This is a genomic window from Streptomyces tubbatahanensis (assembly GCF_022699385.1).
Lineage (GTDB): Bacteria > Actinomycetota > Actinomycetes > Streptomycetales > Streptomycetaceae > Streptomyces > Streptomyces diacarni.
In genome coordinates this window covers 2,763,331-2,781,866 of the sequence record NZ_CP093846.1, presented here as the reverse complement: position 1 = coordinate 2,781,866, position 18,536 = coordinate 2,763,331, and the positions used below count along the sequence as shown (strand labels likewise).

Genomic DNA, 18,536 nt, shown 5'->3' with positions numbered 1-18,536 from the left:
CGAGCGCCGATCCGTCCGGAATGAAAACCTGATCCTGTGATGTTGGGCCTTCCGCAGGAGGAGGCAGCGTCGAAGGGACGGGGAGCATCGTGGCCGTGGACAGTGGGGGTATCGCCCCCGAGGGCCCGGAGAAACCGGGATGGGCCCGACGGCTGGCCCGGTACTGCTGGCGCTACAAGCGCGCCGTGGTGCTGGCGCTGGGCGCCTCGCTGGGCGGTATGGGCGTCATGGCGCTCGTCCCGCTTCTGACCAAGGTCGTCATCGACGACGTGGTGGTCGGCGGCGAGGGCAGCCTGTGGACGTGGATCGGGCTGCTGGTGGCCGCGGCCGCCGTCATCTACGTCCTCACCTACGCCCGCCGCTACTACGGCGGGCGGCTCGCGCTGGACGTGCAGCACGACCTGCGCACCGAGATGTACCGCTCGATCGTCCGGCTCGACGGCCGCAGCCAGGACGAGCTGTCCACGGGACAGGTCGTCGGGCGCGGCACCAGCGACCTGCAACTGGTACAGAGCCTGCTGTTCATGCTGCCCATGATGATCGGCAACGTGCTGCTGTTCCTCGTGGCGCTCGGCGTGATGCTCGTCCTCTCGCCGCTGCTCACCCTGGTGTCGGTGGCCGTCTTCCCGCTGCTGTGGTGGGTGGCCGACCTCAGCCGCAAGCGCCTCTTCCCGGCCACCTGGTACGCGCAGCAGCAGGCCGGCGCGGTCGCCTCGGTGGTGGACGGCGCGGTCACCGGCGTCCGCGTCGTCAAGGGCTTCGGGCAGGAGGCGCAGGAGACCGGCAAGCTGCGGGCGATCGGCCGCAGGCTCTTCGCCGGGCGGCTGCGCACCGTACGCCTGAACGCCCGCTACACCCCCGTTCTCCAGGCGGTGCCCTCGCTCGGGCAGGTCGCCATGCTGGCGCTCGGCGGCTGGATGGCCACCCGCGGCCAGATCACCCTGGGCACGTTCGTGGCCTTCTCCACCTACCTCGCGCAGCTGGTGGGCCCGGTGCGGATGCTCGCGATGATGCTCACCGTCGGGCAGCAGGCCCGCGCCGGTGTCGAGCGGGTGTACGACCTGATCGACACCGAGCCGCAGATGGCCGAGAGCCCGTACGCGCGCGAGCTGCCCGAGACCACCGACGCCTCGATCGAGTTCGCGGACGTCACCTTCGGCTACACGGCGGGCGACCCGGTGCTGGACGGATTCAGCCTGCGCGTCGAACCCGGCGAGACGGTCGCCCTGGTGGGGGCGAGCGGCAGCGGCAAGTCCACCGTCTCGATGCTGCTGCCGCGCTACTACGACGTCACCGGCGGGGCGGTGCGCGTCGGCGGCCAGGACGTGCGCGAGCTGACGCTCGACTCGCTGCGCTCCGCGATCGGACTCGTGCCCGAGAACCCCTTCCTGTTCTCCTCCTCCCTGCGCGAGAACATCGCCTACGGCGCACCGGACGCCACCGACGAGCAGATCCGCGCCGCCGCCCGCGCAGCGCAGGCCGACCGCTTCATCAACGAGCTGCCCGACGGCTACGAGACCGCCGTCGGCGAGCAGGGCCTGACCCTCTCCGGCGGCCAGCGCCAGCGCATCGCCCTGGCCCGCGCCCTGATCACCGACCCGCGGCTGCTCCTGCTGGACGACGCGACCTCGGCCGTCGACGCGCGTGTCGAGCACGAGATCCACGAGGCGCTGCGCGGCGTGATGGCGGGCCGCACCACGCTGCTGATCGCGCACCGCCAGTCCACCCTCGCGCTGGCCGACCGGATCGCCGTCCTCGACGGCGGCCGGCTGGCCGACATCGGCACCCACGAGGAGCTGACGCGCCGCTGCGCCCTCTACCGCAGGCTGCTGACCGACCCGGACGAGCTGGGTGACGTACGCCGCGACCCGGCAGGCCTGGCCGCGTCCCAGGAGGAGCGCGCCGACCGCACGGACCAGGGGATCACCCCCCAGCTGTGGGTGCGCGAGGACGACGCCGCGGCGCCCGGCGCCGCCACGGGCGGCTCGGGCGTCACCGCGGCGCAGGCGGGACGGCCCGGGACCTTCGCCTCCGAGCTGGCGGGCCTGCCCGGCAGCCCCGAACTGCTCGCCAGGGTGGCCGCGTTGCCGCCCGCCGACGACACCCCCGACATCGACGAGGAGCGGGCCGAGCGCGCGGAGGAGAGCTACGGGCTGCGCAGGCTGCTGCGCGGTTTCGGCGTCGCCCTGCTGGTGGCGCTGGTCTTCGCGGCGCTGGACGCCGGGTTCGGGCTGCTGCTGCCCGTGCTGATCCGGCACGGCATCGACGACGGCGTGGAGCAGGGCGCGCTGGGCGCCGTCTGGTTCGCCTCGGGGCTGGCGCTCGCGGTGGTCGTCGCACAGTGGGGCGCGCAGGTCGGCTCGCTGCTGCTGACCGGGCGCACCGGGGAGCGCGTCTTGTACGCCCTGCGGGTGAAGATTTTCGCTCAGTTGCAGCGGCTCGGCCTGGACTACTACGAACGCCACCTGGCCGGCGCCGTGATGACGCGGATGACGACCGACGTGGACGCCCTCTCGACGTTCTTGCAGACGGGGCTCGTCACCGCCGTCGTCTCACTGTTCACGTTCCTGGGCATCATGGTCGCGCTGCTGCTGCTCGACCTCCAGCTCGCCCTCGTGGTCTTCGCGACGCTGCCGCTGCTGGTCGTCGGCACGGTCTTCTTCCGGCGCCAGAGCGTCAAGGCGTACGAGCTGGCGCGCGAGCGCGTCAGCGTGGTCAACGCCGACCTCCAGGAGTCCGTGGCCGGGCTGCGGATGGTGCAGGCCTTCCGCGGTGAGGAGCGCGGCGCCGACCAGTTCGAGCGGCGCAGCGACGGCTACCGGCAGGCCCGGGTGCGCGGCCAGTGGCTGATCTCCGTCTACTTCCCCTTCGTGCAGCTGCTGGCCTCCCTGGCGACTGCCTCCGTGCTCGTCGTCGGCGCGACGAGGGTCGACAACGGCACCCTGACGGCGGGCGCGCTGGTGGCGTACCTGCTCTACATCGAGCTGTTCTTCGCCCCCGTCCAGCAGCTCTCGCAGGTCTTCGACGGATACCAGCAGGCGGCCGTCTCGCTCCGTCGCATCCAGGAGCTGCTGCGCGAGGAGAGCACCACACCCGTGCCCGCCGCCGCCACCGAGCCGGGAGCGCTGCGCGGCGAGATCGAGTTCCGCGACGTCCACTTCCGGTACGCCACGGCCGATCCGGCGGGGGAGCGGAAACAGGAGCAGGCGCTCGCCGACGTCCAACTGACCATCCCCGCCGGCCAGACCGTCGCTTTCGTGGGGGAGACGGGAGCGGGCAAGTCGACTCTGGTCAAGCTCGTCGCCAGGTTCTACGACCCGAGCGAGGGCGCCGTCCTGGTCGACGGCCACGACCTGCGCGAGGTCGAGCTGACCGCCTACCGGCACCGGATCGGGGTCGTACCGCAGGAGCCCTACCTCTTCCCCGGCACCGTGCGCGACGCCATCGCCTACGGGCGGATGGAGGCCACCGACGCCGAGGTCGAGGCCGCGGCGCGGGCCGTCGGGGCGCACGAGATGATCGCCTCGCTGTCCGGGGGCTACCTGCACGAGGTGGACGAGCGCGGCCGCAACCTGTCCGCGGGGCAGCGGCAGCTGCTCGCCCTGGCGCGGGCCGAGCTGGTGGGCCCGAGCATCCTGCTGCTGGACGAGGCCACCGCGGCGCTCGACCTGGCGACCGAGTCACTGGTCAACCAGGCGACCGACCGGCTGGCGGGGTCCCGCACCACCCTGGTGGTCGCCCACCGGCTGACCACGGCGGCGCGGGCCGACCGGGTCGTCGTCCTCGACCACGGCCGGGTCGTGGAGGACGGCACGCACCGGGAACTGCTGGCCGCGCGGGGCCGGTACGCGCAGCTGTGGCGCACCTTCGCGGGAGAGCCCGCCACGGCTACGGGCGGCGACGAGGAACACGCGATGGTCTAGGGCACCCCGAAGGGGCGCGGGGAACGGCGCGGCGCACCCCCACCCGCCCGCGGACCGCATACCGCAGTCAGTGGAACCCCGTGCCGGAGCACGCCGCTGAGGTACGCGCGGGCCGCCGCACTCAGGTGCGGCGGTTGCGCGGATGCGCCCGCGCGGCGCGCTCGTTGCCGCGCTTGTAGTTGCCCGTCCAGCGGGCCATGACCAACTGCTCGTCCCCCGCGCGCACCTCCGCGAGGAAGCGCTCGGCGCGGGCGCCGCGCAGGGTGGTGACGGGGCGGCCGTGGTGGGTGATCACCACGTCCGCCCCGCGCTGCTCGTAGGCGAATCCACGGGGTGCAGGCATGAGCGGAGCGTAGGGCTCAGCTCTCCTCCGTCTCCAGGCCGGAGGCGTCCCCGCAGAGCGCGACCATGTACTCGTCCACCGTCTGCACCTCGCCGTAGGGAAGGGGCTCGGTGCCGGAGCGCCAGTGGATGGCGGAGATCTCCTCGTTCGGCGCGAAGGGGAGCACCTCGCTCAGCTCGCCGCTGAACAGGGCGCCGTACAGCACCCGCTGCTCGGGCCCGAGCGCGGTCCGGGAGAAGCCGACGAAGCGCAGCGCCGCCGCGTCCACCAGTTGGCCGCTCTCCTCCCGCAGTTCGCGCGCTGCGGCCTCGCGCGGGCTCTCGCCCTCCTCGATGCCTCCGCCGGGCAGCTCCCAGCACCGGCGGCTGCGGACGTGCACCATCAGCAGTCTGCCCGCGTGCCGGACGGCCGCCAGGGCGTAGCCGACGGGGGCGTCGGGGAAGCGAGCGTCCTCCGGCTCGCGCAGGAAGGCCAGCAGGCGCATCCCGCGGGGACCCGTGGCCAGCACAGCGGGCGGGGTGGCGGAATCACTCATGCTCCGCAGCGTAAACCGGCGCGGTGACAGCGGTGTCCGGTACCGCTCAGCGGTGTGCGCCGCCCCACATGCGTACAGGTGGAGGGCTCCGGGGTCTGGCGGGAGCCGTACGCACGCCGATAGGTTCACGTCGACTTTTGGCGTTGTATGGGGAGGGTGAATGCGTAAAACGCTCAGATGGTTGCTGTCTTTGGTGGTGCTCATAGGCACTGTCGGGATCGGCAGCGCGTCGGCGGGTGCCGCCACGGCGGTCCAGGGCGGCAAGAGCACCGACATCAAGGACCGCATCCTCGCGGTGCCCGGGATGAGCCTCATCGAGGAGAAGCCCGTCGACGGGTACCGCTACTTCGTGCTCAACTACGAGCAGCCGATCGACCATCGGCACCCCAAGAAGGGCACTTTCAAGCAGCGCATCTCGATCCTCCACAAGGACACCAGCCGGCCCACCGTCTTCTACACGGGCGGCTACAACCTCAGCACCACGCCCAGCCGCAGTGAGCCCACGCAGCTGACGGACGGCAACCAGGTCTCCATGGAGTACCGCTTCTTCACCCCGTCCCGGCCCAAGCCCGCCGACTGGTCGAAGCTGACCATCTGGCAGGCGGCCAGCGACCAGCACCGCATCTACAAGGCGCTGAAGAAGATCTACAGCAAGAACTGGATCGCGACCGGCGGCAGCAAGGGCGGCATGACGGCGACGTACTACCGCCGCTTCTACCCCCGCGACATGGACGGCACCGTCCCCTACGTCGCCCCGAACGACGTGCGCAACGACGAGGACTCCGCGTACTACAGGTTCTTCGAGAACGTCGGCACCAAGGAGTGCCGGGACCGGCTCAACAGCGTGCAGCACGAGATCTTCGAGCGCCGCGGCGAGATGGTTCCCCGCCTGAAGAAGTGGGCGAAGGAGAACGACTACACCTTCACGATGGCCGGCAACGCCGACAAGGCGTTCGAGCTGATCGCGCAGGACCTGGTGTGGGGCTACTGGCAGTACCACCTGGTCGACGACTGCGACCAGGTGCCCTCCCCGGACGCCTCCACGGACACGCTCTACAAGTGGGCCGACGAGATCGGCGGCTGGGACGCCGGGACCGACCAGGGCATGCTGCCCTACACCCCGTACTACTACCAGGCGGGCACCCAGATGGGCTCGCCCGACTACGAGGAGCCGCTCCTCGACGACGTGCGCAAGTACCCGGGCCTGAACACGCCGCGCGTCTACGTGCCGCGTGACATCCCGATGCGCTTCAACAAGCACGACAAGGCGATGCGCGACATCGACCGCTGGGTGCGCCACAGCTCCTCGCAGATGCTCTACATCTACGGCGAGAACGACCCGTGGGGTGCCGAGCCGTTCCGTCCCGGCAAGCACACCGAGGACACGGCCGTCTTCTGGGCACCGGGCCAGAACCACGGGGCGAAGATCGCCACGCTCGACGAGGACGACCGGGCGACCGCCACCCGCATGGTGCTGGAGTTCGCCGGCCTCGACGTCGACAAGGGCAAGAAGCCGCAGCGCCTGACGGCGTACGACAAGAAGCTGGACACGCCGCGGAAGGAGGCACGGACGCTCCGTCCGTGACCCCCGACCTGGCTCTGCCCCGCCGGCGCGGCCGCCTTCAGGCCGCGTCGGCGAGCAGTTCCAGCAGGTGGGCGCGCACGCCGGGCAGCAGCGCGCCCATCTCGCGCACCTCGGGGTACCAGCGCTTCTCGTACTCCCAGCACAGCCACTCGACGCCCGTCCACTGCCCGTAGGCCGGCGTGCGCGCGTCCGCCGACCTGGTGACCACCTCGGCCACCTCGGCGAGCGGCAGTACGCCCTCGCCGGGCGGCAGCGGCGTGGTGTCCTGGCGCGAGGGGACGTCCTTGACCTGCACGTAGCCGAGGTGCGGGGCGAGCAGTTCGCAGGAGCGCTGCGGTTCCTCGCCGCCGCGCCAGGTGTGCAGCACGTCCCACAGGGCGCCCACGCCAGGGCGGTCGACCGCGCCCAGGACGCGGGCCGCGTCGGCGCCGGTGCGGTGCGAGTCGTGGGTCTCCAGCAGGACGCGTACGCCCAGCTCTTCGGCGGTTCCGGCCGCCTGGGTGAGCCGGCGTACGGCGATCACGTCGGCCTCCTCCGGGCCGGTGTCGCCGCCGGGGAAGACACGGGCGTAGGGCGCGCCCAGGTCGTGCGCCAGCTCCAACAGGGCGCGCACCTCGGCCAGTACGGGCGCGTCATCCCCACTCGCGGCCATCCTCGGGTACCCCGCGACGCACAGCAGTTCGATGCCCGCGTCCGCGAACCGCTCGGCCACCTCGGCCCTCTCGCGCCGGCCGAGTCCCGGGTGCACGGGCTCCTCCGGGTGGGCCCGCAGCTCCACGCCGTGGAAGCCTGTCCGTGTCGCCATCCGCAGGACGTCGTCGAGGGGGGCGCCGGGCACACCGAGAGTGGAGAAGGCGAGTCGCATGCGGCCACCCGACCAGACGCGTGGGAGAAAGTCACGCCGCGCACGCGTCGGAACGCCTCAGAACGGCACTCCGCAGCGCAGGACCACGTTCGCGTACGGCCGTGCCTCACCCGTGCGGACCACCAGGCGGGACCGGTGGGTGAGGGCTTTCAGCTCCTCGTGCGGCACCAGCCGCAGCCCGGGGAAGCGGGAGGCCAGCAGCGCGCCGCACTCCGGGTTGGCCTCGTGCACTTCGCTCGCGGCGGTCGCGCCCTCGGTCTCCAGCTCCGCCAGGAGCCCGGTGAGCACCTCGGCGAAGGACGGCACGCCCGCCCGGAAGGACAGGTCGACGACCGTGGGCCCCTCGGGGATCGGCAGCCCCACGTCGCACACCACGACGAGGTCCGTGTGGCCCAGCGCGGCCAGTGCCCCGCTCAGGTGGCGGTTGAGTATGCCGGACTTCTTCACCGGGTGCTCGCCTCGGCGCCGTGGTCCGGCGCGTCCCCGGTGTCCTTGGCGACGTCGGCCGCGGTCGGGTAGGACTCCTGCGCCCCGGCCCGGGTGACCGCGAAGGAGCCGACACGCACCGCGTACCGCACGGCCTCCTCCAGGTCCGTGCCGCGGCCCAGCCGCCAGCCGAGCGCGCCGGTGAAGGCGTCTCCGGCGCCCGTGGTGTCCACGGCCCGCACGCGCGGGCTGGGCACCCGCACCATGCCGACCCCGTCCGTCACCTCGGCGCCCACGCCGGGGCCCGCGACCAGGGCGCCTTCGGCGCCGAGCGTGACCACGACGCTGCGCGGGCCGAGGCCCAGCAGCGCGGTGGCCCACTCCTCGGGCTCGTCGCCGAGGGACTGGGCTTCCAGCAGCAGGCGTGCCTCGTGCTCGTTGACGACCAGCGGGTCGCACAGCGCCAGCACGTCCTCGGGCAGCCGTGCGGGCGGGGAGGGGTTGAGCACGAGGCGCGCCCCGTGCTCGTCCGCGGCCCGCGCCGCCGCGGCGACCGTCTCCAGGGGGATCTCCAATTGCAGGGAGACCACGGCCGCGGCCTGGAAGAGTGCCCGCGCCGCCGCCACGTCGTCGGGCGTGAGGCGGGCGTTGGCGCCGGGGGAGACGACGATGCTGTTGTCCCCCGCCGCGTCGACGGTGATGAGGGCGACGCCGGTGGGTGCGTCCTTGCCCTCGACGGCCTCGGGCGCGCCCGTGGCGCCGGGAGTCCTGATGCCGTCCTTGCCCACCGTGCCCGGCGTGTCCGTCGGGCCCACGAGGAGTCCCGCCAACGCCGCACCCGCGTGACGCTGCGCCTCGGCCAGCATCCGGCCGTAGGCGTCGTCGCCGACGCGCGCCAGCAGCGTGGTGCGGGCGCCGAGCCGGGCGGCGGCAGCCGCCTGGTTCGCGCCCTTGCCGCCCGGGTGGACCCTCAGATCCGACCCGAGCACCGTCTCGCCGGGCCCTGGCCTTCGGTCCAGACCGATGACCAGGTCGGCGTTGGCGGACCCTACGACCAGCAGGTCGTACTCGTGCATCCGGTGTGCTCCTTCACATCCCGCCGGGGCACTCGCCCGCGGCGGGCACATCCCGCGCGGCACTTCCTCCGCGACGGGCCGTTTCGCCTCTCCCGTGCCGGGCCACAGCCACTGGCCCGCCCGAAGGTCAGGAGAACCGGGCGACGTTCTTCTTGGTGACGACCTTCACCGGAACCTTGATCTGCTCTTGGACCTTGCCGTCGTCGATGGTGCGCATCGCGTTGCGGACGGCCATCTTGCCCAGCTCGGCCGGCTGCTGCGCCACGGTCGCGTTGATGGTGCCGGCCTTGACGGCCTTCATCGCGTCCGGGGTGCCGTCGAAGCCGACGATCTTGACGCTCTTGCCCGCCTTGGAGCCCAGCGCCTTGACCGCGCCCAGCGCCATCTCGTCGTTCTCCGCGAAGACCGCGTCGATCTCCGGGTGGGACTGCATGGCGTTGGAGGTCACGTCCAGGCCCTTGGCCCGGTCGAAGTCCGCGGGCTGCTTGGTGACGACCTTGATGCCCGGGTACTTCTTGAGGCCGTCCTTGAAGCCCTTGCCGCGCTCACGGGAGGCGGAGGTGCCCGTCTGGCCCTGGAGGACGAGGATCTCGCCCTTGCCGTCGAGCAGCTCGTTGATCTGCTTGGCCGCCGCCTCGCCGCCCGCGACGTTGTCGGAGGCGACGGTGGTCTCGATCTCGGCCTTGTTGACGCTGCGGTCCGCGGCGATGACGGGGATGTCCGCGTTGTTGGCGCCCTTGACGGAGGGAGCGGCCGCGTCGGAGTCGACCGGGTTGATGATGATCGAGTCCACCTGCTGCGAGGTGAAGGTCTGCATCTGGTTGGCCTGCTGGGACGCCTTGTTGGCGGCGTCCTGGACGGTCAGGTCCGCGCCCTGTGCCTTGGCTTCCTTCTCGGCGCCTTCCTTCATCTGGACCATGAAGGGCTGGTTGAGCGCGGATATGGCGAAGCCGATCTTGGGCTTTTCCTTGCCGCCCTTGGTGTCGTCCCCGGAACCACAGGCCGAGGCGGTCAGTGCGACTGCCGCGGCGACGACGACGACAGACGTGTTCTTTCTCTTGCTCATTGCTGCATTCCTTGCAGTCGGCAGATGGACGAACTACGCGAACCCCCCCGTCGCACAAAGATCACGTGCGACGACGCAGTGTATCGAGTAGCACGGCGAGCGCGATGACGACCCCGATGACGACCTGCTGCCAGAAAGCGGAAACGTCCAACAGGTTCAGACCATTGCGCAGAACTGCGAGGATAAGGGCGCCGATGAGCGTTCCGGAAGCCTTGCCGACGCCTCCGGCGAGGCTCGCACCTCCGATCACCACGGCCGCGATCGCGTCCAATTCGAAACCTTCGGCGCCCGTCGGCTGGGCCGAGGCCAGCCGCGAGGTCAGGACGATTCCGGCCACGGCGGCGAAGGCGCCCACCAGGGTGTAGATCACCAGCTTCTGCCGGCGGACCCGGATACCGGACAGGTGCGCGGCCTCCTCGTTGCCGCCGATCGCGTACATCGCGCGCCCGTTGTAGGTGCGGTTGAGGATCAGGGCGGCGATCAGGCCCATCACGATCATCACGATGACCTGTGTCGGCAGCCAGCCGCCGATGTTCTCGCCCATCCAGGAGAGCGAGTCGGGCATCAGGATCGGGTTGCCCTGCGAGACGACCAGCAGCAGGCCGCGCGCGGCCGAGAGCATCGCCAGGGTCGCGATGAACGGAGGCAGCTTGCCGTAGGCGATCAGTACGCCGTTGAGCAGGCCGCAGGCCGTGCCGGTGAGGATGGCCAGGATGACGCCGAGGAACGCCGGCATGCCCTGGGTCGTGGTGAACCAGCCGAGCATGATGCCCGAGAAGGCGGCCACCGAGCCGACCGACAGGTCGATGCCCCCGGCGACGATGGCGAAGGTCACGCCGAAGGCGAGGATCGCGGTCACCGCGGCCTGCTCGCCGACGTTGAGCAGGTTCGTCGTGGTGAGGAAGTTGCCGTTCACCAGTGCCAGGACCGCGACCAGGACGACGAGGGCGCTGAGCGCCCCGTTGTCCAGCAGGAAGCGGCGTATCGCCTGCGGCGGCCCGCTGCCGCCGGGGCGCTTGTCCAGGCGGTGACCCGGCTGCTGCGTGTCAGTGGCCACGGGGAGAGTCCTCCATCTCGCTCGTACTACCTGGCGCGGAGGTGCCGACGGCCAGCGCCATGACGGCGTCCTGGGTCGCTTCCCGCGCGGTCAGTTCACCGGCGATCCGGCCCTGGGACATCACCAGGACCCGGTCGCTCATGCCCAGCACCTCGGGGAGGTCGCTGGAGATCATCAGCACCGCGTGCCCCGAGGCCGTCAGCTCGTTGATGAGCTGGTAGATCTCGACCTTGGCGCCCACGTCGATGCCGCGGGTGGGTTCGTCGAGGATCAGCACGCGGCTCTTGGCGAGCAGCCACTTGCCGATCACGACCTTCTGCTGGTTGCCGCCCGAGAGGGTGCGCACGTGCTGGTCGAGCCCGGCCATCCGCACCCCCAGCCGGTCGGCGATGCGGGCGGCGTCCTTGCGCAGCCCGCCGCGGTCCACCAGGCCGCCCTTGCTCGCCTCGCGCATGGAGACCAGGGAGAGGTTGTCCGAGACCGAGGCGTCGGGCAGCAGGCCCTGGCCCTTGCGGTCCTCGGGGACGAGCCCGAGCCCCACGGTGTGCGAGGCCCACACGTCACCGCCGGGCAGCCGCTTGCCGGCCACCTCGACGCGTCCCGCGTCGTAGCCGTCGGCGCCGAAGACCGCGCGGACGACCTCGGTGCGGCCCGCGCCCACCAGCCCCGCGATGCCGACGACCTCGCCCGCCCGCACCTCGAAGCTGATGTCCTGAAAGACGCCCTGCCTGCGCAGTCCCGACACCCGCAGCAGGGGTGCCGCCGACGCCGCGGCGTCCTCGGCCTTCACCGTCTCGCGCGGGTACTGCTGCTCGATGCTGCGGCCCACCATCAGCCGCACCAGCTCGTCCTGCGGCGTGGTCGCCGGCACCTGTCCGACGCTGCGGCCGTCGCGCAGCACGGTGACCCGGTCGCCGAGGGCCGGGATCTCCTCCAGGTGGTGGGTGATGAAGACGATGCCCACGCCCTCGGAGCGGAGCCTGCGCACGATGGCGAAGAGCCGGTCCACCTCCTCGGAGGTGAGCACGGCGGTGGGCTCATCCATGATCAGTACGCGGGTGCGCAGGCTGAGCGCCTTGGCGATCTCCACCATCTGGCGCCCGGCGATGCCCAGCTTGCCGACCGGGGTGCGCGGGGGCTCGGTGACGCCGACCCGCTCCAGCAGGACCTTGGCGTCGGCCTCCATCTTCTTGCGGTCCACCATGCCCAGGCGGCGCGGCTGGCGGCCCAGGAAGATGTTCTCGGCGATGGATAGCTGCGGCACCAGGTTGAACTCCTGGTGGATGGTGGCGATGCCCAGCTTCTCCGCGGCCTCCGCGTCCGAGATGCGCACCGCCTTGCCCTCGCGCAGCACCCGCCCCGCGTCCGCGCGGTACGCGCCGGAGAGCACCTTGATGAGGGTGGACTTGCCGGCGCCGTTCTCGCCCAGCAGGACGTGGACTTCGCCCGCGCGCAGGTCGAAGTCGACACCGTCGAGGGCTACCACGCCGGGGAACGTCTTGCGGATGCCCTCCGTGCGCAGCAACTCCCGTGCCGGGGGCGGGTCAGGGGTGGTCAACGGCGCATCCTTTCGTCTTCGCCGCAGGAGCGGCGCGCTATGAGGTGGGCGGAGAGCGTGACGGAACCCGCGCTCCCTCCCCCGGACTTCTCCCCCGGCCTCGGGCCGGGGGGTGCACCCAGGGGGAGCGCCGCTCCACCAGGTCGGTCAGTGCGGCGACCGCGCGGTGGCCCAACTGCTGGGTCGGCTGGGCTATGGCGGTGATCGGGGGGTCGGTGTGCAGGAACCACGGGATGTCGTCGAAGGCGGCCAGCGACACGTCCTGGGGCACCCGCAGGCCGAGGGTGCGCACCTGTTCCATGACGCCGAGTGCCATCAGGTTGTCCGTCGCGAAAACGGCGTCGGGCGGTTCGGGGAGCGTGAAGAAGCTCTCGGTCACCCGCCGGCCGCTCGCCGTCTGGAAGTCGCCCTGTCCGATGTAGTGGCCGGGCAGCGGCAGGCCGTGCTCGGCCAGCGCGCTGCGGAAGGCGGCCAGCCGCTCGTTGCTGGTGGTGCTGGCGACGGGTCCGGTGATGATGGCCAGCTTCCGGTGGCCGAGTGCGTACAGGTGAGCGACGAGTTCGCGCACGGCGCTGCGTCCGTCGGCGCGCACCAGCGGTACGTCCAGGCCCGCGATCCACCGGTCGACGAAGACCATGGGGATACCGGCGAGCGCCGCCTCGCGCAGCGCGAGGGAGTCGCCGTCGGCGGGGGAGACGAGCAGGCCGTCGATCCTGCGGTCCAGCAGCGTGCGCACGTGGTGGTCCTGGAGCGTGAGCTGCTCGTCCGCGTTGCCGATGATGACGCTGTAGCCGCGGGCGCGCGCCTCGTCCTCGACGGCGCGGGCCAGCTCGGTGAAGAAAGGATTCAGCACGTCGCTGATGACCAGGCCGAGGGTGCGGGTCTGGTCCGTGCGCAGGGAGCGGGCCAGCGTGTTGGGCCGGTAGCTCAGCTCGGAGACGGCAGCCAGCACCCGGGTCCTGGTCTCCTCGCGGACCCCCGAGTGGTCGTTGAGGACGCGCGAGACCGTGGCGACGGAGACGCCCGCACGTGCCGCCACGTCCTTGATGCCTGCCATTGCGGTGCCGTGTTCCAAGCTGGGAGTGAGCGATCAGATACCGGAGGGAGAGGCTGAAGTGCCGCCGCGCGCAGGGCACTCGGAGGGGCCGCCGCGCCGCGCATGGAAACGATTACATCGGTCATGGAATGTGATGTGCGCATGGTGACGCAAGTTGAGAGCGGTGCCGATGCGAGATCGTGATGATGCGCGTGCAGCCGCAACTACTGCCCTTACGCGGACAGTTCCGGGAGGTTACGAGGAGTTGTCCACAGGGCTGCCGGCCTGTCGTCTCGCGCGGTTACCTTCGATGCATGACGTACCAGCCTGCCGTGCTCGAAGGGGTACTGGAGCGCATCACCTACGCCAACGAGGACAACGGGTACACGGTGGCCCGCGTCGACACGGGCCGCGGCGCCGGTGACCTGCTGACGGTCGTCGGCGCGCTGCTGGGCGCCCAGGCAGGCGAGTCGCTGCGCATGGAGGGCCGCTGGGGCTCCCACCCGCAGTACGGACGCCAGTTCCATGTGGACAACTACGTCACGGTGCTGCCCGCCACCGTCCAGGGCATCCGCCGCTACCTGGGCTCGGGGCTCGTCAAGGGCGTCGGGCCGCGCATCGCCGACCGGATCGTCAGCCACTTCGGCGTGCGCACCCTCCAGGTCATCGAGGAGGACCCGAAGAAGCTGATCGACGTTCCCGGGCTCGGTCCCAAGCGCACCACGCTGATCGCCGCCGCCTGGGAGGAGCAGAAGGCCATCAAGGAGGTGATGGTCTTCCTCCAGGGCGTCGGCGTCTCCACCTCCATCGCCGTGCGCATCTACAAGAAATACGGCGACGCGTCGATCTCCGTGGTGCGCGGCAACCCCTACCGGCTCGCGGCCGACGTGTGGGGCATCGGCTTCCTGACCGCCGACCGCATCGCCCAGTCCGTCGGCATCCCGCACGAGAGCCCGGAGCGCGTCAAGGCCGGGCTGCGGCACGCGCTCTCGCAGTCTTCCGACCAGGGGCACTGCTTCCTCCCCGAGGAGCGGCTCATCTCCGAGGCGGTCAAACTCCTCCAGGTCGACACCGGCCTGGTCATCGACTGCCTGGGGGAGCTGGCCGCCGACGAGGAGGAGGGCGGCGTCGTCCGCGAGGCGGTGCCGGATCCCGAGGACCCCGAGCGGGATCTGACCGCCGTCTACCTGGTCCCCTTCCACCGCGCCGAGCGCGCACTGGCCGCCCAGCTCCACCGGCTGCTGCACACGCCCGAGGACCTGCTGCCCGCCTTCCAGGACGTGGACTGGGAGGCGGCGCTGGGCTGGCTCGCCTCCCGTACGGGCGCCGCGCTCGCGCCGGAGCAGCAGGAGGCGGTCAGGCTCGCGCTGACCAGCAAGGTGGCGGTGCTGACCGGCGGTCCCGGCTGCGGCAAGTCCTTCACGGTGCGCTCGGTGGTGGAGCTGGCCCGCGCGAAGAAGGCCCGCGTGGTGCTGGCCGCTCCCACGGGCCGGGCGGCCAAGCGGCTGGCCGAGCTGACCGGCGCCGAGGCCTCCACCGTGCACCGGCTGCTGGAGCTGAAGCCGGGCGGCGACGCGGCCTACGACAGGGAGCGCCCCCTCCAGGCCGACCTGGTGGTGGTGGACGAGGCCTCGATGCTCGACCTGCTGCTGGCCAACAAGCTGATCAAGGCGGTGCCGCCGGGCGCACACCTGCTGCTGGTCGGCGATGTGGACCAGCTGCCCTCGGTCGGCGCCGGCGAGGTGCTGCGCGACCTGCTGGCCGACGGGGGGCCCGTGCCGGCCGTGCGGCTCAAGCGGATCTTCCGCCAGGCCCAGCAGTCCGGTGTGGTGACCAACGCGCACCGCATCAACGCGGGCGCCCCGCCGCTGACCGAGGGGATGAGCGACTTCTTCCTCTTCGTGGAGGAGGACACCGAGGCGGCCGGTGCGCTGACGGTGGACGTGGCGGCGCGCCGCGTCCCGGCGAAGTTCGGGCTCGACCCGCGCGACGTGCAGGTGCTGGCCCCCATGCACCGCGGCCCGGCCGGTGCGGGCGCTCTCAACGGGCTGCTCCAGCAGGCGGTCACCCCGGCCCGTCCCGGGCTGCCCGAGAAGCGGTTCGGCGGCCGCGTCTTCCGGGTGGGCGACAAGGTCACCCAGATCAGGAACAACTACGAGAAGGGGGCCAACGGCGTCTTCAACGGCACGGTCGGTGTCGTGACCGCGCTCGACGCCGACGAGCAGCGGCTGACGGTACGCACCGACGAGGACGAGGAGATCGGCTACGACTTCGACGAGCTGGACGAGCTCTCCCACGCCTACGCGGTCACCATCCACCGTTCGCAGGGCAGCGAATACCCGGCCGTGGTGATCCCGGTCACCACCGGCGCCTGGATGATGCTCCAGCGGAACCTGCTGTACACGGCGGTGACGCGGGCCAGAAGGCTGGTGGTTCTGGTCGGCTCACGCAGGGCACTCGGCCAGGCGGTGCGCACCGTCTCGGCCGGCCGGCGGTGCACGGCGCTCGATCACCGGTTGGCCGGACGCAGGCCGCCCCGAGAGGCGGGAAGGGTTCCGGGGGGTGACCATGACGGCCAGAAGGGTGCAGGATAGCTAGATGGGCGGCACTCCGTGCCACCATGGAGCCCTCTGGCTGACCCCCAGTGCACCGCACAGCGCTGGATAAGGGAGAGTGGAAGAAGCCAGGGCACCTCGAAGAAGAGGCACTACGTCGGTGAGGGATGACGTGAGCGAGAACCGCGACAGCGAGAAATCCGTAGTACTCCGCTACGGAGACGGCGAGTACAGCTACCCGGTCGTCGAGAGCACGGTGGGCGACCGTGGCGTCGACATCGGCAAGCTGCGTGCCCAGACCGGTCTGGTGACCCTGGACTCCGGCTACGGCAACACCGCCGCCTACAAGTCGGCCATCACCTACCTCGACGGTGAGCAGGGCATCCTGCGCTACCGCGGCTACCCGATCGAGCAGCTCGCCGAGCGCGGCACCTTCCTGGAGACCGGGTATCTGCTGATCAACGGCGAGCTGCCCACCGTCGACGAGCTGAGCGGGTTCAAGAACGAGATCACGCAGCACACGCTGCTGCACGAGGACGTCAAGCGGTTCTACGACGGCTTCCCGAGCGACGCCCACCCGATGGCGATGCTCTCCTCCGTCGTCAGCGCCCTGTCGACGTTCTACCAGGACAGCCACAACCCCTTCGACGAGGAGCAGCGGCACCTCTCGACCATAAGGCTGCTGGCCAAGCTGCCGACGATCGCCGCCTACGCCTACAAGAAGGCCATCGGGCACCCGGTCGTCTACCCGAGCAACGACCTCGGCTACGTCGAGAACTTCCTGCGGATGACCTTCTCGGTGCCCGCGCAGGAGTACGACCTCGACCCGGTCGTGGTCAACGCCCTCGACAAGCTGCTGATCCTGCACGCCGACCACGAGCAGAACTGCTCGACCTCCACGGTGCGCCTGGTCGGTTCCTCGCAGGCGAACATGTTCGCCTCGATCTCCGCCGGCATCAACGCGCTGTGGGGCCCGCTGCACGGCGGTGCCAACCAGAGCGTGCTGGAGATGCTCCAGTCCATCCAGGCGGCGGGCGGCGACGTCGACACCTTCATCCGCAAGGTGAAGGACAAGGAAGACGGCGTCAAGCTCATGGGCTTCGGCCACCGCGTCTACAAGAACTTCGACCCCCGGGCGAAGATCATCAAGGCGGCGGCCCACGACGTGCTCTCGGCGCTCGGCAAGAGCGACGAGCTGCTGGACATCGCCCTGCGCCTGGAGGAGCACGCGCTCTCCGACGACTACTTCGTCGAGCGCAAGCTCTACCCGAACGTGGACTTCTACACCGGCCTCATCTACCGGGCCATGGGCTTCCCGACCAGCATGTTCACCGTGCTGTTCGCGCTCGGCCGGCTGCCGGGCTGGATCGCCCAGTGGCACGAGATGATCAAGGAGCCGAACTCCCGGATCGGCCGTCCGCGGCAGATCTACACCGGTGTGGTCGAGCGCGAGTACGTCCCGGTCGAGGCCCGCTGAGGCGAGCCGTCGCCCGGCGGGGCGGGCCGTCTCCCCTCCTCGGCCCCGACCCCCGGGCAGCCCTCTTCGGCCCTCTTCGGCTCTCTCGGAAGGCCCCGGTCCTCGCGGACCGGGGCCTTCCGGTTGTGCGGCGTGGGCCTTCCGTGTCCGGATCTCCGCCCTCCGCTTGTGAGAGTTGCGAAAGAGACGTAGGTCACAGAAATTGGGGGGTAACCATCGGCGGGGTTCGGGGGTCTAACCGGGTGGCGTCGGCCTCCCGGCGGAGTCGCCGCCGCACTTCGTGTCCGTCTTGGGGGACGGATGTGAGGTGAAGAAACGGTGAACGTGTGCGGGAAGCTTTGAGCGGCCTCCCGGCCCGCACGGTCACCCGAAGAGCGCCCGGCCAGGATCCCGTGGGGGGAATCCATGACCGGGAAGAGAAAGCGCCCCGTCGACGGGCCCGTGGGGGGACTCGGCCGATGGGGCGCTTTTCGCTGTCCAGAGGTGTGTCCTCAGGTCGCTGTCCAGCGGTGTGCTCTCAGGCGCGACCGACCAGTTCGTAGCCGGCCTCGTCGACGGCGTCGCGTACGGCGGCGTCGTCCAGTTCACCGCTGGAGGTGACGGCGACCTGTCCCGAGGCGGCCTGGGCCCGCACCGCCGAGACGCCCTCGATCCGGGAGATCTCCTCCGAGACCGCGCCCTCGCAGTGGCCGCAGGTCATTCCGGAAACCTTGTACGTGGTCGTGACGGTGCTCATGGCCGACTCCTCGTTCTCGCGGTACGGGGTGTCCGTACGGAGTGCTCAGTGGGGGCTCGCACGGGTGGCCCCCGAGGGGCCGGGTGGCGGGCGCGAGGCCGACTTTATACCCCTAGAGGGTATGCGCCAAGCGCGCTCCTGCCGCGCACCGGCCGTGTTCCTGCCGCACCGGCCGCAGGAGCCGCGCCCCCTAAGGGGGCACCTTGAGGGGGCGTCCAGGCGCCCCCTGAGATTCCCCGGGCATGGCCGTCGGGGCGTTGTGCCGCCGCTCCGGGGGCCTGTCAGCTTGCTCTGACAG

13 protein-coding genes and 1 pseudogene are annotated in these 18,536 nt (G+C 71.1%); 4 read left to right on the top strand and 10 right to left on the bottom strand.

The annotated features are described in order from the left end of the window. Positions 1–95 precede the first annotated feature (95 nt). On the top strand, positions 96–3,923 hold the full coding sequence (locus MMF93_RS11960; RefSeq protein ID WP_242751306.1) for an ABC transporter ATP-binding protein: 3,828 nt from the start codon (positions 96–98) through the stop codon (positions 3,921–3,923). Between the two features lie 121 nt (positions 3,924–4,044). Here MMF93_RS11960 and MMF93_RS11955 read toward each other — a convergent pair whose 3' ends face one another. Beyond that, positions 4,045–4,266, bottom strand: coding sequence for a hypothetical protein (locus MMF93_RS11955; RefSeq protein WP_242751305.1), 222 nt, complete (start codon positions 4,264–4,266; stop codon positions 4,045–4,047). Between the two features lie 16 nt (positions 4,267–4,282). After that, a complete protein-coding gene (locus MMF93_RS11950) occupies positions 4,283–4,801 on the bottom strand; it encodes an NUDIX hydrolase (protein ID WP_242751304.1) in 519 nt (172 codons plus the stop codon). 160 nt (positions 4,802–4,961) lie between these two features. Between MMF93_RS11950 and MMF93_RS11945 the strand changes: the two genes are divergently transcribed. Next, positions 4,962–6,386 (top strand): S28 family serine protease, encoded by a 1,425-nt coding sequence (locus MMF93_RS11945; protein WP_242751303.1) that lies wholly within the window; start codon positions 4,962–4,964, stop codon positions 6,384–6,386. Between the two features lie 37 nt (positions 6,387–6,423). Here MMF93_RS11945 and MMF93_RS11940 read toward each other — a convergent pair whose 3' ends face one another. From MMF93_RS11940 to MMF93_RS11915, 7 genes and pseudogenes are all read right to left on the bottom strand, one after another. Then, positions 6,424–7,251 (bottom strand): sugar phosphate isomerase/epimerase family protein, encoded by an 828-nt coding sequence (locus MMF93_RS11940; protein WP_242751302.1) that lies wholly within the window; start codon positions 7,249–7,251, stop codon positions 6,424–6,426. 57 nt (positions 7,252–7,308) lie between these two features. Next, a complete protein-coding gene (gene rbsD, locus MMF93_RS11935; protein ID WP_242751301.1) occupies positions 7,309–7,698 on the bottom strand; it encodes a D-ribose pyranase in 390 nt (129 codons plus the stop codon). Beyond that, positions 7,695–8,753, bottom strand: a complete 1,059-nt coding sequence (locus tag MMF93_RS11930; protein ID WP_242751300.1) for a ribokinase — start codon at positions 8,751–8,753, stop codon at positions 7,695–7,697. Before MMF93_RS11930 ends, rbsD begins: the two co-directional genes overlap by 4 nt. Before the next feature lie 127 nt (positions 8,754–8,880). Then, positions 8,881–9,819, bottom strand: coding sequence for a substrate-binding domain-containing protein (locus tag MMF93_RS33690; protein ID WP_423835403.1), 939 nt, complete (start codon positions 9,817–9,819; stop codon positions 8,881–8,883). Between the two features lie 61 nt (positions 9,820–9,880). Continuing rightward, positions 9,881–10,876, bottom strand: a complete 996-nt coding sequence (locus MMF93_RS33685) for an ABC transporter permease (RefSeq protein WP_423835402.1) — start codon at positions 10,874–10,876, stop codon at positions 9,881–9,883. Further along, positions 10,866–12,434 carry a sugar ABC transporter ATP-binding protein gene (locus tag MMF93_RS11920; RefSeq protein WP_242751299.1) on the bottom strand — a complete coding sequence of 523 codons (1,569 nt, stop codon included), beginning with the start codon at positions 12,432–12,434 and terminating at the stop codon, positions 10,866–10,868. The genes MMF93_RS33685 and MMF93_RS11920 overlap by 11 nt, the downstream gene beginning before the upstream one ends. Next, positions 12,431–13,491 (bottom strand): annotated as a pseudogene (locus tag MMF93_RS11915) (LacI family DNA-binding transcriptional regulator). Before MMF93_RS11915 ends, MMF93_RS11920 begins: the two are co-directional and overlap by 4 nt. A gap of 293 nt (positions 13,492–13,784) precedes the next feature. Between MMF93_RS11915 and recD2 the strand changes: the two are divergent. Next, positions 13,785–16,064 (top strand): SF1B family DNA helicase RecD2, encoded by a 2,280-nt coding sequence (gene recD2, locus MMF93_RS11910; protein WP_242751297.1) that lies wholly within the window; start codon positions 13,785–13,787, stop codon positions 16,062–16,064. 121 nt (positions 16,065–16,185) lie between these two features. After that, on the top strand, positions 16,186–17,502 hold the full coding sequence (locus MMF93_RS11905; protein ID WP_242751296.1) for a citrate synthase: 1,317 nt from the start codon (positions 16,186–16,188) through the stop codon (positions 17,500–17,502). 517 nt (positions 17,503–18,019) lie between these two features. Here MMF93_RS11905 and MMF93_RS11900 read toward each other — a convergent pair. After that, positions 18,020–18,238: a heavy-metal-associated domain-containing protein gene (locus MMF93_RS11900; protein WP_242751295.1), complete on the bottom strand. Its 219-nt coding sequence runs from the start codon at positions 18,236–18,238 to the stop codon at positions 18,020–18,022. Positions 18,239–18,536 lie beyond the last annotated feature (298 nt).